Below are 16,313 nucleotides of genomic sequence, written 5' to 3'. Positions count from 1 at the left end.
CCACGGTCACGAGGGGTCCGCACGAGGCCGTTGTCATGATCCAGGGGCTGCTGGCCCGCCCCGCGTTCCTGCGCTGGCTGGGCTTCTTCGGTGCTGTGGCCTGTGCCGTGGACGCGTTCCTCTACGGCGCCGCACCGTTCATCCGCCGCAACGTCAACGTGGTCAGCGTGCTGCGTGAGCCGGCCGGCGTCCTCATCCTGCTGCTGTGGTTCACGGGCCTGGCCGCGCTCTGCGTCGCCTGGTGGTACGGCCGCCGCCTCCGGCTCACTCCCCGGTGGATCCTGGTGACCGCCGCCCTGTGGTCGGCCCCGCTGCTGGTCGTGCCGCCACTGGCCAGCCGGGACATGTACGCGAACGCCTGCCAGGGCGCCCTCGTGCACGCCGGCCTCAACCCGTACCTGGTCGGGGTGTCGGCCCAGCCCTGTCCCTGGCTGGACTCGGTCTCGGTGGTCTGGCGCGACACGCCCACGCCGTACGGTCCGGTCTTTCTGGTCCTGGCCGGACTGGCCGCGGCGTTCGGGTCGCAGCTGGCCGCCCTGATCTCTTTCCGGGTCCTCGCCGTGCTGGGCGTCGTCGCGATCGCGGCCTGCCTGCCCGTGCTGGCGCGGCGCGTCGGCGCGCCGGTGGACCGGGCGCTGTGGCTGGTGCTCTGCTGCCCGCTGGTGCCGGTGCACCTGATCGGCGGCGGCCACAACGACGCGCTCACGGTGGCGTTCATGGTTGCCGGGTTCGCGGTGCTGGCGGCGCCGGTGAGGAGCTGGACCACGCTGCTGGTCGGCGGGGCGCTGCTCGGCCTGGCCATCTCCGTCAAGATCACGATCGGGGTGGTGCTGCCGTTCGCGGCGCTGTTCGCCGTCGGTGGTCTGCGGGCCGCGGGCTGGGCCGGGCTGATCAAGCGCGGGGGAGCGGTCGTGGCGGCCGCGCTCGCCGTGCTGGTGGCCGGCTCGTTCGCCTCCGGGCTGGGTCTGGGCTGGCTGACCGCGCTGTCCGGCGCGGGGGAGTCGGTGAACTGGTCGTCGCCGCCGACCGCGATCGGTCTCGCGGTCGAGGCGGCCGGCCGCTGGTTCGGCGCCGATCTCGAGGTCGTGCCCGCGATCCGCGCGGTCGCGCTGGTGCTGCTCGGGGTGTCGCTGCTGGTGATCCTCTGGCGCTCCCGGGACCGTGACCCGCTGGTCGGGGCCGGGCTGGCGCTGCTCGCGGTGATCTTCTTCGCGCCGATCACCCAGCCCTGGTATCTGATCTGGCCGCTGGCGCTGTTCGCGGTCGGCACCGCGCGGGCCCGGTGGCTGGCCGGGACGGTCGTCTTCGCGATGGCGACGATCCTGCCCGAGGGCACCGGGGTGTTCCGGCCGCTGGGCGTGCCGATGTCGTTCGCGATGATCGTCCTGATCGGCTGGGTCGCGTACCGCGGTGTGACCTGGCTGCGCGGGAGGGAACTGGTGACCGCGGCGTGAGGCTGATCCGGTGGGGCGGGCTGGCCGGGAGCGTGCTGGTCGCGGCGGCCGCCTACCTCGGCGGTTCACCGTTCGCGCGGGGCACCACGGTCACGCCGGGCACGATGCTCGCCGGGCGAGAGGGCCTGCTGCTGCCGCTGTGCTGGGTGCTCGGCCTGGCGGCGTTGCTGTGCGCGTGGTGGTTCGGGCGCCACCGGGTGCCGTCGACGCGGTGGGCGCTGGTCACCGCCGGGCTGTGGATCCTGCCGGTGCTGCCGATGCTGCCGCTGGGCAGCGAGGACATCTACTCGTACGCCTGCCAGGGTTTTGTCCAGCACTCGGGCGGCGATCCGTATGCCGGTGGCGTGCAGGATTTCGGCTGCCCGTGGCTGGGTTCGGTGTCGACCACCTGGCGCACGTCGCCGGCGCCGTACGGTCCGCTCTTCCTGCTGGTGGCCGGCTGGGCCGTGGCCCTGGGCGACTCGCTGCCCGGCGTGATCGCCGGGTTGCGGGTCATCGCCCTGGCCGGTCTGGGCCTGGTCGCGGCCGGGTTGCCGGTGCTGGCCCGGCGCGCGGGCATCGACCCGGCCCGCGCGGTGTGGACCGTGCTGGCCTGTCCGCTGGTGCTGATCCACCTGGTGTCCGGCGCCCACAACGACGCGCTGATGGTGGGCCTGCTGGTGGTCGGGCTGGCCCTGGTCGCCGCCCGGCCGTCGCCGTCGCTGCTGGTCGCGGCCGGGGTGGCGTTGGGCCTGGCCGTGGCGGTCAAGGCGACCGCGGTCGTCGTGCTGCCGTTCGCCGTCCTCGCGGCGGTGCCCCCGTCCGCACCGGTACGGACCCTGTGGCGCCCCGCCGCCCTGATCGCCGCCGGTGCAGTCGGCACCGTGGGTCTGGTGTCCCTGGTCTCCGGGCGCGGCCCGGGCTGGATCGCGGGCCTGTTGCGCAGCGGCGATACCGTGGCGTGGACCTCACCGTCGACCGCCGTCGGACTGACCGTGCAGGCTGTCACCGGCGTGGACGCGGTGGGAGTGACCCGCATCCTCGGTGTGCTGCTGCTGGTGGTCCTGCTGCCCGTGCTGTGGTGGCGGGCCCGCGACGGCGGAGCGCTCCCGGGCGCCGGCTGGGCGCTGGGCTTGACGGTGCTCTGCGCGCCCGTCTTCCACCCCTGGTACGCGATCTGGCCCCTCGCCGTGCTGGCGGCCACCACGGTGGAACGGCGCTGGGTGCTGGGCCTGTGCGCGCTGGCGGCCACCCTGACCCTGCCGGCCGGCTACAACTGGGCGCTGTTCACCCGTGTGCCCGGTGCGCCGGCCGTCACCGCCGTACTGGTCGTGCTGGCCGTACGGCAGGCCCGCGAGCTGCGCCACCGTAGAGTGTCCGCGTGACGCGCCGGGCCTGGACCATCGCCGCCCTCGCGGCCATCATCTCCGCCGGCGTGCTGTGGTGGGCCGCCGACCTGCACTTCTTCTTCGACTCGCGGGTCTACTCGGGCGCCGTGCGGTACTGGTTCCGCGACGACGGCATGGTCTACGACTGGCTCCAGGACGGCACCCCGTACGGCTTCACCTATCCGCCGTTCGCCGGCCTGGCCATGCTGCCGATGGCGTACCTGCCGTTCGGGCTGGTCCTGGTGATCGCGGGCGCGGCCACGGTGGCCAGCACCGCCCTGGTCACCTGGTGGCTGGCCGGGCCGATCATCCGGCGCTCCCGCTGGACGCCCGGGCTGGCCGGCAGCGTCGCGGTGGCGCTCGCGCTGTGCTTCGAGCCGGTCCGCGAGACGTTCGGCTTCGGGCAGGTCAACACCGTGCTGCTGGCGCTCGTGGCCGGGGACGTGCTCTTCGGGGTGGCCCGCGGGCGCAAGTGGGGCGGCATCGGCATCGGGCTGGCCACCGCGATCAAGCTCACCCCCGGCGTCTTCATCCTCTATCTGCTGGTCACCGGGCGCTGGCGGGCCGCCGGTACGGCCATCGCCGCGGCCACCGCCGCGACCCTGATCGCCGCGGGCCTGTTCCCGGACGAGTCCCGCGAGTTCTGGACCGCCGCGCTGTGGGACACCAACCGGGTCGGCAACCTCGAGTACCTGTCCAACCAGTCGCTGCGCGGCCTGCTGGCCCGGCTGCCGCTGGACAGCGTGGAGGCTCAGGTCTGGCTGGTCTGCGTGCTGGCCACCCTGGCGTTCTGGGTGTGGCGGGTCCGCGCTGCCGCCCGGTCCGGGGACCACCTGGCCGGACTGGCCCTGACCGGTCTGCTGGGCTGCCTGATCAGCCCGGTGACCTGGGTGCACCACTGCGTGTGGCTGCTGCCGGCGATCGTCCGCTGCGTCGACGCCGGCCTGTCCGCGGACCGCGACCGGCGCGCACTGTGGCTGGGCGGGGCCGCGTACGTCGTGCTGACGTCCCGGCTCACCTGGGCCTGGGAGAACGGGCCCCGGCCGCCGCTGGCGATCATCGGCAGCAACCTCTACGTCTGGTTCAGCCTGGCCCTGCTGATCTGGATGCCCCTGCGGGCGTCGTCGCGCGTCGAAGCGCCCGACGAGCAGCGGATCGCCGCACCGGCGGTCACCTGACGACCCGGCTCAGGTGGCCGGGCGCAGGCCGGTCGCCTCGATGGCGGTCGCCATGGTGACCGAGGTGCCCGAGTCGTAGGCCTGCTCGTAGCCCGCGTCGCCCAGGGCCGCGCGGGTCAGCGCCGTGATCCGGTCGGTGTCCGGCATCGACCGGTCCGGTGCGCCCCGGACCGCGTCGGCCGCGCCGAGCAGCATCGCGGCTCGGACCGGGTCCCCGATCCGTACGGCGTAGTCGGCCACCCCCACCAGGACCTGGGCCATCACCGGCGCGTCCAGCGAGTCCACCGCCATCTCCACCGCACCGCGGTGCAGGTCGTGCGCGGCGGCCAGGTTCCCGGCGGCCCCCTCGATCAGCGCCTGCGTCGAACGGGTCATCGCGCGGAACTGCGTCATGTGGGCGGAGTTGTCGATGAGGCGCGCGGCCCGGGCCATCCGTTCGCGGGCCTCCTCCAGGGAGCCCTCCTCGCGGGCGATCGTCGCGTAGCCGTACTCCACCGACGCCAGCACCTCGGACAGCCCCACCTCCTCGGCCGACTGCCGGGCCTGCTTGAGCATCCGGCGCGCCTCGGTGCGATCGCCGGCCAGCCAGAGCTGGTGGGCCAGCTTCATCTCCAGCTGCGGCAGGTCCTCGCGGATGCCGACCTCCCGGACCAGCGCCAGGGCCTCCCGCTGCCAGGTCACCGCGTCCTGGAACTCGCCCTGCGCCGCGGCCATGTCGCCGAGCGCGCTCAGCGTGAAGCCGACGCCCCAGCGCTCGCCGATCGTCCGGAACCCGTCGAGGGCCTCGCGCAGCTCCTCCCGGGCGACGGCGGGTCGCTGCCCGAAGTTGAGCCGCAGCTGCGCGACGATCATCCGGGCGATGGACCGCAGCCACGGATCGGTGTCGGTGAACAGCGGCTCGACCTGCGTGAAGGCACCCAGCTGCCCGCCCGACTCGAAGATCGACGCCAGCGGTCCCAGCAGCCGCAGCACGGGATGCGCGGCGTGCGGCCCGGCGCCTTCCCGTCCGGCGGCCTGGAACCACCCCTTGACCTCGTCCATCGGCGCGGCGCCCTCCAGCCCGTTCAGCGCCGAGTACGCGTAGGCCAGCGCCCGGTCCTCCGGGTCCGTCTCGCCGGTGAGCGTCAGCACGTCGCGGGCCAGCCCGCAGCCTTCGGCCCGGTGCCCGCGCAGCCACCAGTACCAGCCCAGCCGGGCGGTCAGCGCCATCGCGGTCCGGGCGTCGCCGGCCTCGATCGCGGCCCGGACCGCCGCGTGCAGGTTGTCGTGCTCGACGCTGAGCCGGTGCAGCCAGCTGAGCTGGTCCCGCCGGCGCAGCTCCGGCTCGGCGGCGCCGGCCAGGGCCAGCAGGTAGCGGGCGTGCGCGACGCGCAGCTGCTCGGTCTCACCGGCCTCGGCCAGGCGTTCCAGGCCGTACTCGCGGATGGTCTCCAGCATCCGGTAGCGGTCCCCGGACAGCACCAGCAACGACTTGTCGACCAGCGCACCGAGCAGATCGATGTCCGCGCCGCAGACCTGCTCGACCGCGGTCACGTCGGCCCCGCCGTGGAAGTAGGCGAAGCGCCGCCACAGCGCCCGTTCGTCGTCGTCGAGCAGGTCCCAGCTCCAGTCCACGACCGCCCGCAGCGTCTGGTGCCGGGGCAGCGCGGTGCGGCTGCCGTTGGTGAGCAGCCGGAAGCGGTCGGTCAGCCGCGCCGCCAGGACGTCGACCGGCAGCGTGCGCAGCCGGGCGGCGGCCAGCTCGATGGCCAGCGGCATGCCGTCCAGCGCGCGGCAGATCCGGACCACCGGAGCGATGGTCCCGGGCTCGAGCGCGAAGCCGGGCCGGGCCGCGACCGCCCGGTCCAGCAGCAGGCGTACGGCCGGATAGTCCGCCGCCCGCACATCCGTCGGCGGCAGCGCGAGGGGCTCGACCGGCCACAGCTGCTCGCCCGGAATGCCCAGCGGCTCGCGGCTGGTGGTGATCAGCCGCAGCCCCGGCGCACACCGCAGCACCGCGTCGGCGACCTCGGCCGCGGCGCCGATGAGATGCTCGCAGTTGTCGAGGATGAGCAGCAGTTCCTTGCCGGCGAGGGCGTCCGTCAGCCGGGTCAGCGGCGGCACCGGCTCGGTCGCCGGGTGCCCACCGGGCAGGCTGATCACGAACTGACTGCGCAGCTGCAACGCGGTCAGGATGGCCTGCGGCACCTCAGCGGGGTCGGTGAGCGGCGCCAGCTCGACCCGCCACACCCCGTCCGGATGCCCGGCGGTGAGCGTCTGCCCGGCCTCCACGGACAGCCGGGTCTTGCCGCTGCCGCCGGGGCCGATGAGCGTGACCAGCCGGTGCGCGGCCACCAGATCACGGACCGCCCGCAGGTCCGCTTCCCGGCCGACGAAGCTGCTCACCTCGGCCGGCAGGTTGCCCCGGGCCCGCCGGTGCTGCCCGCGCAGCGTCTCCACGTGCAGCGCGGCGAGCTCGGCCGACGGGTCGGCGCCCAGGGCCTCGGCCAGCTCGCCGCGGATCCGCTCGAAGACCGTCAGGGCGCGACCGGGATGACCGGCCGCGATCAACGCGCGCATCAGCAGGCCGGCCAGTGGCTCGTGCAGCGGATGCTCGGCGGCCAGCGATTCCAGCTCGCCGGCCAGGTCGGCGTCGCCGCCGGCCCGCAACCGGGCCTCGGCCCGCTGCAGCCGGGCGGTCAGGCGGAGCTCATCCAGGCGTACGGCCTCAGCGCGCGCCACGTCGGGGAACTCGGTCGGGCCCCGCCACAACGCCAGCGCCTCCTCCGGCCGGCCCTGCGTGACCAGCCGCGTGAAGCGGTGCGCGTCGACGCGGTCCCGGTCCAGGTCCAGGCGGTAGCCGGACGGCGTGACGGCGATGGCGAGGCCGGGCGCGGCGCGGCGCAGCCGGGAGATCAGCGCCTGCAGCGCGCCGGCGGCGCTGCCGGGCGGATCGGCACCCCACACCCCGTCGACGAGCCGGTCGGTGGAGACGGCGCGGCCGGCGTCGAGGGCGAGCAGGATCAGGAGGGTACGCAGACGCGCGCCCGCGACCGGCACCGTCGTACCCGTGTCGGCCCGAAGCTCGACGGGGCCGAGCAGCGCGATGTCCACGCTGTCGATTCTGCTCCCCGTCCGCGAGCCGGTTCCGGCAAGCCTAGGGTTGCCGGATGCCAGTCGCCCGCCGCAGCCCGATCCGTCAGAGCGCACCCCGCAAGCCGGCCGTGCCCGCCGCCCTCGAAGCGCCCCAGCAGGAGCTCGAGCCGGAGACCACTTTCCGCGCTGTCGCGTTCGACGGTCACGACCTGTCCGGGCGGGAGGCGGAGTCGGTGGAGTTCACCCAGTGCCGGTTCCGCGGGGCCGACCTGTCCTCCTCGGTGCTGGCGCAGCTCACCCTGACCGACTGCGTGGTGCAGGTCGCGAACTGGGCCAACGTGCGCGCCGACGGCGGGGCCGTGCGCCGGGTGACCTTCGACGAGTCGCGGATGACCGGCTTCTCCGTGACGAACGGCAAGCTCGGCGAGGTGACCTTCGACCAGTGCCGGCTGGATCTGTCGGGCTGGCGCTTCACCGGCTTCGACAGCGTGCGGTTCACCGGCTGCAACCTGACCGGGGCCGACTTCACCAACGCCGACCTGCGGGGCGCCCGATTCACCGGGTGCGACCTGACCGGCGCCCAGTTCCACCACGCCACCATGGACGGCGCCCGGTTCCGGCGCTGCGAGCTGGACGGCATCGCCGGGATCGCGAGCTGGCGCGGCGCGATCGTGCACCCGGACGACCTGCCGGCGCTGAGCTACACCCTGGCCGGCGGCCTCGGCATCAAGGTCGACCCTTCGGACTGACCCGTTGCCGGCCTCGACCGGTCGCCGGCCTCGACCGGTCGCCGGGCCTTGACCCGTCTTCGGGCCTTGACCCGTCTTCAGGCCTTGACCCGTCTTCGGGCCTTGACCCGCTCCGCGGCCCTGGGCGGTTCCGCGGCCCTGGGCGGTTCGCTACCTCTTCGGTAGGGCTACGACGATGGAGCCGGCGGCGCGGTCGTGCAGGCCGCGGCGCCGGGCGTCCATGATGATCGCGGGGATCAGCAGGGCCAGCAGGACGCCGCGCAGCAGGCCGCGGAGGATGCCGATGGCGCCGCCGTCGGCCACGGACACCGCGCGGATCCGGGCCAGCGACATCCCCAGGGTCTGTCCGAACAGGCCGATGAACAGCCCGTTGAACAGGATCAGCACCACCACGGGCGGCCAGGCCACGACCCGTGGATCGGCGTAGAAACTGGCGATGACCAGGCACAACGCCCAGTCGATGAGCAGTGCGGCGAGGCGGCGGCCGAACTCGGCGGGCTGCAGCGTCGACAGGTCGAGAGCCGCCGCCTTCTCGGGCGGGGTGGGTGAGCCGTTCGCGCTTGTCGCCACGGGGACGAGCGTAGCCGCGGGCGTACCGTTGCGGCATTTCCGCCCCCGGCGGCGCATCCCCGGCGGTAGTGTCGTCGATGATCCAAGGTGACCGCGGCCCCATGCTGTGCCAAATGCAGATCCGGGCCTCCGTAACACGGCGGAAACAATAGGGATACGCCTGGGCAACTACGGGGCCATAGCGTCGCGTCAGCCTAGCCTCGTGGCGGCTCACGCCGCCCCGGTTCGAAAATCATGTGCCAGGAGGACGTGTGTTCGCCAATCCCGAGGAACTCCTGCGATACCTCAAAGACGAGGACGTCAAGTTCGTCGACGTACGGTTCTGTGACCTTCCCGGCGTGATGCAGCACTTCAACATGCCGGTGGAATCGTTCGACGACAGTGTCGTGACCGACGGCCTCGCCTTCGACGGATCCTCGATCCGCGGGTTCCAGGCCATCCACGAGTCCGACATGATGCTGCTGCCGGACGTGACGACGGCGTTCGTCGACCCGTTCCGCATCCAGAAGACGCTGGCCCTGAACTTCTTCATCCACGACCCGTTCACGCGTGAGGCGTACTCGCGTGACCCGCGCAACGTGGCCAAGAAGGCCGAGACCTACCTTGCGTCCAGCGGCATCGCCGACACCGCGTACTTCGGCGCCGAGGCCGAGTTCTACATCTTCGACTCGATTCGGCACGAGACCGCCGCCAACCAGGCGTTCTACTACATCGACTCGATCGAGGGCGCCTGGAACTCCGGCAAGGACGAGGAGGGCGGCAACCGCGGTTACAAGACCGCGTACAAGGGCGGCTACTTCCCGGTCTCGCCGATCGACCACTACTCCGACCTGCGCGACGCCATGGTGCGCCGCCTGATCGACGTGGGCTTCACCGTGGAGCGTTCGCACCACGAGGTCGGCACCGCGGGCCAGGCCGAGATCAACTACAAGTTCTCGACGCTGCTGCACGCCGGCGACCAGATGCAGATGTTCAAGTACATCATCAAGAACACCGCCTGGGAGCACGGCAAGACGGCGACGTTCATGCCGAAGCCGCTCTTCGGTGACAACGGCTCGGGCATGCACACCCACCAGTCCCTGTGGCTGGGCGGCGAGCCGCTGTTCTACGACGAGACCGGCTACGCGGGCCTGTCGGACACGGCCCGCTGGTACATCGGCGGCCTGCTGCACCACGCGCCGTCGCTGCTCGCGTTCACCAACCCGACGGTCAACTCGTACCGCCGCCTGGTGCCGGGCTACGAGGCGCCGGTCAACCTGGTCTACTCGCAGCGCAACCGCTCGGCCTGCACCCGCATCCCGGTGACGGGCAGCAACCCGAAGGCCAAGCGGGTCGAGTTCCGCGTGCCGGACCCGTCGAGCAATCCGTACCTGTCGTTCTCGGCCCAGATGATGGCCGGCCTCGACGGCATCAAGAACAAGATCGAGCCCCCGGCCCCGATCGACAAGGACCTGTACGACCTGCCCCCGGAGGAGTGGGGCAGCGTCAAGCAGGTCCCGGGCTCCCTGGACGCGGTCCTGCAGTCCCTGGAGAACGACCACGAGTTCCTGACGGCGGGCGGCGTCTTCACCGACGACCTGATCTCGACGTGGATCGACTACAAGCGCGTGAACGAGATCGACCCGGTCCGCCTGCGCCCGACCCCGCACGAATTCGAGATGTACTACAACGTCTGAGTTGTAGCAGCGCCGAAGAAGCGGCGGTCATGTCCGGCTCACAGCCGGCATGGCCGCCGTTTTCCTGTACGCCCAGAGCCCGTTTGGTGCGAACCGGCGCGCGGGAGAAGGTCGAGGCGTTGACCGGCTCCCCGTCAGCGCCCGGTACACCAGACCGACCGGCTGGGGCAGTTCGTTGTCGTCGTCGTCCGCCGCCTCCTCCTCCAGGTCTTGATGATCAGGCGAGATTGTTCAGCCGGATGCCGACGGTGGGGCAGTCGGGACCCGCTCTGCACGGATGGTCGAGGGTAGGTGTACCCGGGCGGGCTGATGTTGTTGTCGAGTGTCCGACGCACGATCGAGTGAGTTGACGGGCATTGAATGCTGGTACCTACTCTGTATCCATGTCGCGGTGCTATCGGCCACGATGGATTCCGTTGTCGACGATCGTGGGAGATAGCGTGGCGAGTGCATCGATCGAGGTTGCTGGGGCGGACGCCGAGCGGTTGGCCGGGGATCTCCAGGGCGTCTTGGAGAAGTCGGCGCAGCGTGGTGACACGGTGGGTGCGGTCGAGGTCGAGCGGTCGGCCGAGGTGATTGTTGCGGTCATCGGCCTGGTGTTCAGCGGAGTCAGCACGGCCAAGGTGATTTGGGATTGGTGGCGCGCAAGCAAGACAACCGATGCCAAGGTCACGATCCATTTGGACGACGGCACCCGGATCGAGCTGTCGGGAGTGGATCAGAAGACGCTGGAGACAGCTCTTGGCCGTCGGGTGCAACCGGAGCTGACCGGCCGCGGCGAGTAGAGCGGGACCGCTTCGTGGAGCGATACGACCTGGAAATCTTCAAGCTGACGACTGACCGTTCGGAACTCCGGTTTACTCGTGACGGCAAGGTGGAGAAACGCGGGTTGGACCAGACCGCCGTCGAGGCGCTCGTCACGGCCGTCGAGAAGCACTATTCCGAGGGGTCACCGACCCGGCGAGTTTTCAGTTCAGCCCTCTTGCGTGACCTTGGCGAGCGGCTGTACCGGTTTCTGGACGGCGACGAGCGATGGCTGAGTGCCGTATCTGAGGACCCGCGCGGTGTGGCGTTGCGAATCCTCACAGCTGAGGAACGGCTGCGACACCTCCCGTGGGAGCTGCTCGCCCGCGACGGCACCTATCTTGCGGCCAGTGCGCAACGACCCTTGCTGCCGATCCGGGCGCCGAGCCGCGTCGCGACACTGGGCGACAGTGTCATGGTTCATAACCGTCCGCTGCGGGTGCTGTTCATGGCGACCTCACCAGAAGGAGCGGAGCCGGTCCTCAACTACGAGGCTGAGGAAGCCAAGATCCTGTCGGCGACGGCAAACACGGGTACGGAGCTCGTGGTTGAGGAGAGCGGGACGCTGGAGGGTCTGCGGTTCACCGCGGAATCGTATGGCGCCGGCTACTTCGACGTTCTGCATCTGAGCGGGCACGCCACCATCGATGGTCAGCCAAGGTTCCTGGTGGAGAACGAACTCGGCGGGCGGGTCCTGGCGTCGGCTGACGACATCGCCCAAGCCATGTTCGGTCAGTGGCCGCGGTTGGTGTTCGTATCGGGCTGCCTCACCGCCGGCGCGCCGGGCGAGGGAACGTTCCCCTCGATGAGTGAAAGTTTGGTCAGCGCGGGCGCACCGATGGTCCTCGGGTGGGCGCTCCCGGTCGGGGACGTGTCGGCGTCGGTGTTCGCGGCACACCTCTATCAGTTCCTCGCCGGGGGTAAACCCCTGGACCTTTCCGTGGTCCTGGCCCGGCATCAGCTCTTCGCCGCACAGAACAGCAGCTGGCATCTGCTTCGCGTGTACGCCGACGCGTCGCCGCTCACCCCTGTGGTGACACCGCTGAATACTTCGGGACGGGAACGGATTCGGGTCCGCCACGCCGCCGACGAGTTCCTCGACCAGCAGACCAACCTTTCCCGGGTGGCGTCACGGGCCGATTTCGTGGGACGGCGCCGACTCATCCAGCGTTGCCTGCGCATCCTGAAACAGCCCCTCGGATCACCCGGGTCGGCGCAAGCGCTGGTGCTGCAGGGCATGGGCGGACTGGGTAAGAGCACCCTCGCCTCCCGGTTGCTGGAGAGGATGCCTACCCACCAGCGGGTGGTCTGGTTCGGACGGGTCGACATCACAAGGTTCCGGGAATTGACCTCGATGGTGGCGTTCGAGAGCCTGGCCGACCGCGACGAGGCCGCGACGGTGCTGGCCCGAGACGACGTCGATCTCACCGAGCGGCTCAAGTACCTGTTCCGTGGGCCGCTCGGCCGAACCTCATGCCTGTTCGTGTTCGACGACTTCGAGGATGGCAACCTCGACGAACGCGACGGCGGTCACGTGCTCTCCGGGGAGATGGCCCCGATCCTCGCGGCTCTGCTGAAGGCGATCGACGACACGAACAGCCTCAGCCGGGTGATCATCACCAGCCGGTACCGATTCCCGCAGCCGGCCGGGACCACGATGCAGCTCGTACCCCTGGAGACCTTCACCGAAGTCGAACAGACCAAGAAGATCGCGAACCTGCCGAACCTGCGCCCCCAATCACCGGTCGACGCCACGGTGAAGGCCCGGGCGATCGCAGCGGCGAGCGGCAATCCGCGGCTGCTCGACTGGCTCGACAAGATCATCGCCGATACTGCCCTTGACGTCCCCGCCCTCATCACGGCGATCGAAGACAAGGCCGCCGAGTTCCGGGAGAGCATCTTCGCCGAAAAGCTGTTAGGCACCCAGCCGATCGAGCTGCAGAGGATGCTCGCCCGACTCAACGTAGTCGAATTGCCCGTTCCACTTGCGACGGTCCACGCAGTCCACGACCACCGCGACGTGGACCGGCACATCGAACGGGCGGCCGAGCTCGGACTGCTCGAAGAAGGCCTCGACGTAGAGACAGGCGAACCGCGCTACTTCGTGTCGAACGTTCTACGGCCACTCTTCGAGCGCCTGCTCACCGCCGACGACCACCAGCAGGCGTGCGCCGCCGCCGCCCGCTCCCTCTACCAGATCTGGGTGGTCAATGAACGACCCGGCGACACGTCACCACAGCCATGACGGTAGCTAACCGCCTAGTGGAGGTGCATCGGCTGGCGGTAGCCGGCCGGGAGGCGAGCATCGCCCGCAAGGTCGGACGCGGGCTCGGCCGGGTATGGCTGGCCCGGTCTCGGTTCGCCGACGTCGCCCGACTGGCCCAACACACCCTCACTTTGGGCGATGACGCCGGCGCCTTTTATCAACTCGGGTGGGCACAACACTCGACCGGCTCCCCATGGGCGGCGCTGGATTCCTACGCTCAGGCCCTCGACCTCTACCAGATCGCCGACGACCGTGGCAATGAAGCAGTCACCCTCAGCAACATCGGCGGCGTCTATAACGGGCTGGGTGACCGGCAGAGAGCCCTCACCTATTACGAGCGGGCCCTGCTCATCCTGCGGGAGGTCGGTGACCAGGCGGGGGAAGCCACCACTCTCAGCAACATCGGCCTGGTTTACGACGGGCTGGGTGACCGGCAGAGAGCCCTCACCTACTACGAACAGGCCCTGCCCATCCTGCGGGAAGTCGGCAATCAGGCCGGGGAAGCCACCACTCTCAACAACATCGGCCTGGTTTACAACGGGCTGGGTGACCGGCAGCAAGCCCTCACCTACTACGAACAGGCCCTGCCCATCCGGCGCGAGGTCGGTGACCGGGCCGGGGAAGCCACCACCCTTAATAACATCGGCCTGGTTTACAACGGGCTGGGTGACCGGCAGCAAGCCCTTACCTACTACGAACAGGCTCTGCCGATCCTGCGGGAGGTCGGTGACCGGGCCGGGGAAGCCACCACCCTTAACAACATCGGCAGCGTGTACCAGGCGGTGGGTGATCGGCAGCAAGCCCTCATCTATTTCGAACAGGCCCTGCCCATCACGCGCGAGGTCGGCAACCGGGCCGGGGAAGCCGCGACCCTTAACAACATCGGCATGGTCCACAGCGATCGGGGTGATCGGCAGCAAGCCCTCATCTATTTCGAACAGGCCCTGCCCATCACGCGCGAGGTCGGCAACCGGGCCGGAGAAGCCGCCACCCTTAACAACATCGGCCTGGTCTACAGCGATCGGGGTGACCCGCAGCAGGCCCTCACCTACTACGAGCAGGTCCTGCTCCTTCTGCGAGAGGTCGGCGATCGGTTTGGGGAAGCGGTCACTCGGTTCAACCTGGCGATGATCTATCGGCGGGGTGGCGAGCTCGATCGGGCTGTCGTGGAGCTGGAGCAGGTAGTGGACCTTGACCGGCGGGTTGGTCATCCCGATCTGGAGTCTGACACCGCCATGCTGGATCAGGTCCGGCGCGAGCAGGGCGGTTCAGCCACCGGGGCCGGGCCGGCGTGACGTCGACGGCGCGGTGGCTGGAGGTGCACCGGTTGGCGGTAGCGGGCCGGGAGGCGGGCATCGCCCGCAAGATCGGGGGTGTGCTCGGCCGGGTGTGGCTGGCCCGGTCCCGGTTCGCCGACGTCGCCCGGCTGACTGAATACACCCTCACGCTGGGTGATGACGCCCGCGCTCGCTACCAAATGGGCTGGGCACAACACTCGACCGGCTCCCCATGGGCGGCGCTGTCTTCCTACGCTCGGGCTCTCGAGCTTTACCGAACCGCCCACGATCGTGGCAATGAAGCAGCCACCCTCAGCAACATCGGCCTGGTCTACGACGGATTGGGGGATCGGCGGCAAGCTCTCGCCTACTACGAGCGGGCCTTGCTCATCCTGCGGGAGGTCGGTGACCGGGCGGGGGAAGCTGCCACCTTCAATAACATCGGCTTGGTCCACGACGGGCTGGGGGATCGGCGGCAAGCTCTCGCCTACTACGAGCGGGCCTTGCTCATCCTGCGGGAGGTCGGTGACCGGGCGGGGGAAGCCACCACCCTCAACAACATCGGCCTGGTCTACAAGAGGCTGGGTGACCGGGAGCAAGCTCTCGCCTACTACGAGCGGGCCTTGCTCATCCTGCGGGAGGTCGGTGACCGGGCGGGGGAAGCCACCACTCTCAACAACATCGGCGGGGTCTACGACGGGCTGGGGGATCGGCGGCAAGCTCTCGCCTACTTCGAGCAGGCCCTGCCCATCACGCGGGAGGTCGGTGACCGGGCGGGGGAAGCCACCACTCTCAACAACATCGGCGGCGTCTACCACGGGCGAGGTGACGGCCAGCAGGCCCTCACCTACTACGAGCAGGCCCTGCCCATCACGCGGGAGGTCGGTGACCGGGCGGGGGAAGCCACCAGCCTCAATAACATCGGCGGCGTCTATCACGGGCTTGGTGACCGACAAGGAGCCCTCACTTACTACGAGCAGGTCCTGCTCATCCTGAGGGAGGTCGGCGATCGTTTCGGGGAAGCGATCACCCGGTACAACGTGGCGATGATCTATCGACGGGGTGGCGAGCTCGATCGGGCTGTCGTAGAGCTGGAGCAGGTGGTGGATCTTGATCGGCAGGTCGGTCATCCCGATCTGGAGTCTGACACTGCCATGCTGGATCAGGTCCGACGCGAACAGCAACAGGGCGGCTCAGCTACTGGGGCACAACCGCCGTGACGTCGACAACGCAGTGGGTGGAGGTGCACCGACTGGCGGTAGCCGGCCGAGAAGCGAGCATCGCCCGCCATGTCGGGGATGAGCTTGGCCGGATGTGGCTGGCCCGGTCCAGGTTCGCCGATGTTGCCCGGCTGGCCGAGCACACGCTGACGTTGGGTGATGACGCTGGCGCCTACTACTTGCTGGGGTCGGCACAATACTCGACCGGCTCGCCTTGGGCGGCGCTGAATTCGTTCGCCCGGGCCCTCGTGCTCTTTCAAACCGACGACGACCGCGGCAATGTAGCAGGCACTCTCAGCAACATCGGCTTGGTCTACGACGGGCTAGGCGACAGGCAGCAAGCCCTCACCTACTACGAACAGGCCCTGCCCATCCGGCGCGAGGTCGGCGACCGGGCGGGGGAAGCCGCCACGCTCAATAACATCGGCGGCGTCTACAACGGGTTGGGTGATCGGCAGCATGCTCTCACCTACTACGAGCAAGCTCTACCCCTCCTGCGCAAGGTCGACGACCGGCGCGGGGAAGCCGCGACTCTCAACAATATCGGCCTGGCCCACCAGGGGCTGGGTGATCTGCAGGAAGCCGTCGCCTACTTCGGGCAGGCTCTGCCCATCCGGCGCGAGGTCGGTGACCGGGCGGGGGAAGCCACCAGCCTGAACAATATCGGCGGCGTCTAC

The 16,313-nt window shown here is 70.1% G+C and carries 12 protein-coding genes; 10 read left to right on the top strand and 2 right to left on the bottom strand.

The genetic code is table 11. From position 1 onward, the window contains the following. The first annotated feature begins 35 nt into the window (after positions 1–35). From mptB (AB0C12_RS15820) to AB0C12_RS15810, 3 genes are read left to right on the top strand one after another with little or no spacing between them, the layout of a single operon-like run. Positions 36–1,454, top strand: coding sequence for a polyprenol phosphomannose-dependent alpha 1,6 mannosyltransferase MptB (gene mptB / locus AB0C12_RS15820; protein ID WP_360548333.1), 1,419 nt, complete (start codon positions 36–38; stop codon positions 1,452–1,454). Further along, the gene (gene mptB / locus AB0C12_RS15815; protein WP_360548331.1) at positions 1,451–2,818 is read left to right on the top strand and encodes a polyprenol phosphomannose-dependent alpha 1,6 mannosyltransferase MptB; all 1,368 of its coding nucleotides are present in this window, start codon (positions 1,451–1,453) and stop codon (positions 2,816–2,818) included. The genes mptB (AB0C12_RS15820) and mptB (AB0C12_RS15815) overlap by 4 nt, the downstream gene beginning before the upstream one ends. Next, positions 2,815–3,999 carry a glycosyltransferase 87 family protein gene (locus AB0C12_RS15810; RefSeq protein WP_360548329.1) on the top strand — a complete coding sequence of 395 codons (1,185 nt, stop codon included), beginning with the start codon at positions 2,815–2,817 and terminating at the stop codon, positions 3,997–3,999. Before mptB (AB0C12_RS15815) ends, AB0C12_RS15810 begins: the two co-directional genes overlap by 4 nt. Before the next feature lie 9 nt (positions 4,000–4,008). Here the strand turns inward: AB0C12_RS15810 and AB0C12_RS15805 are convergent, their stop codons facing one another. After that, the gene (locus AB0C12_RS15805; protein ID WP_360548327.1) at positions 4,009–7,092 is read right to left on the bottom strand and encodes a BTAD domain-containing putative transcriptional regulator; all 3,084 of its coding nucleotides are present in this window, start codon (positions 7,090–7,092) and stop codon (positions 4,009–4,011) included. A 56-nt stretch (positions 7,093–7,148) separates the two neighbouring features. Here AB0C12_RS15805 and AB0C12_RS15800 point away from each other — a divergent pair, with 56 nt between their 5' ends. After that, entirely contained in the window at positions 7,149–7,823 is a 675-nt protein-coding gene (locus tag AB0C12_RS15800; RefSeq protein WP_360548325.1) for a pentapeptide repeat-containing protein, read from the top strand. 150 nt (positions 7,824–7,973) lie between these two features. Here the strand turns inward: AB0C12_RS15800 and AB0C12_RS15795 are convergent, their stop codons facing one another. Beyond that, entirely contained in the window at positions 7,974–8,393 is a 420-nt protein-coding gene (locus tag AB0C12_RS15795; RefSeq protein ID WP_360548323.1) for an RDD family protein, read from the bottom strand. Positions 8,394–8,644: 251 nt separating this feature from the next. Here AB0C12_RS15795 and glnA point away from each other — a divergent pair, with 251 nt between their 5' ends. From glnA to AB0C12_RS15765, 6 genes are all read left to right on the top strand, one after another. Further along, complete coding sequence (gene glnA / locus AB0C12_RS15790) at positions 8,645–10,069, top strand: type I glutamate--ammonia ligase (RefSeq protein WP_360548321.1); 1,425 nt, start codon at positions 8,645–8,647, stop codon at positions 10,067–10,069. Positions 10,070–10,485: 416 nt separating this feature from the next. After that, positions 10,486–10,854 carry a hypothetical protein gene (locus AB0C12_RS15785; protein WP_360548319.1) on the top strand — a complete coding sequence of 123 codons (369 nt, stop codon included), beginning with the start codon at positions 10,486–10,488 and terminating at the stop codon, positions 10,852–10,854. 14 nt (positions 10,855–10,868) lie between these two features. Further along, positions 10,869–13,118 (top strand): CHAT domain-containing protein, encoded by a 2,250-nt coding sequence (locus tag AB0C12_RS15780; protein ID WP_360548317.1) that lies wholly within the window; start codon positions 10,869–10,871, stop codon positions 13,116–13,118. Positions 13,119–13,141: 23 nt separating this feature from the next. Beyond that, positions 13,142–14,434: a tetratricopeptide repeat protein gene (locus tag AB0C12_RS15775; protein WP_360548315.1), complete on the top strand. Its 1,293-nt coding sequence runs from the start codon at positions 13,142–13,144 to the stop codon at positions 14,432–14,434. Next, positions 14,431–15,636 (top strand): tetratricopeptide repeat protein, encoded by a 1,206-nt coding sequence (locus AB0C12_RS15770; RefSeq protein ID WP_360548313.1) that lies wholly within the window; start codon positions 14,431–14,433, stop codon positions 15,634–15,636. The genes AB0C12_RS15775 and AB0C12_RS15770 overlap by 4 nt, the downstream gene beginning before the upstream one ends. After that, positions 15,633–16,313, top strand: a 681-nt coding sequence (locus AB0C12_RS15765; RefSeq protein ID WP_360548311.1) for a tetratricopeptide repeat protein, incomplete at its 3' end; no start/stop codon positions are given. The genes AB0C12_RS15770 and AB0C12_RS15765, both read left to right, overlap by 4 nt.

This window comes from Actinoplanes sp. NPDC048967, assembly GCF_040649415.1.
In the GTDB taxonomy this organism is placed as follows: Bacteria; Actinomycetota; Actinomycetes; order Mycobacteriales; family Micromonosporaceae; genus Actinoplanes.
Note: the sequence above shows the minus strand (reverse complement) of the source record. Positions and strands in the feature narration are given on the sequence as shown.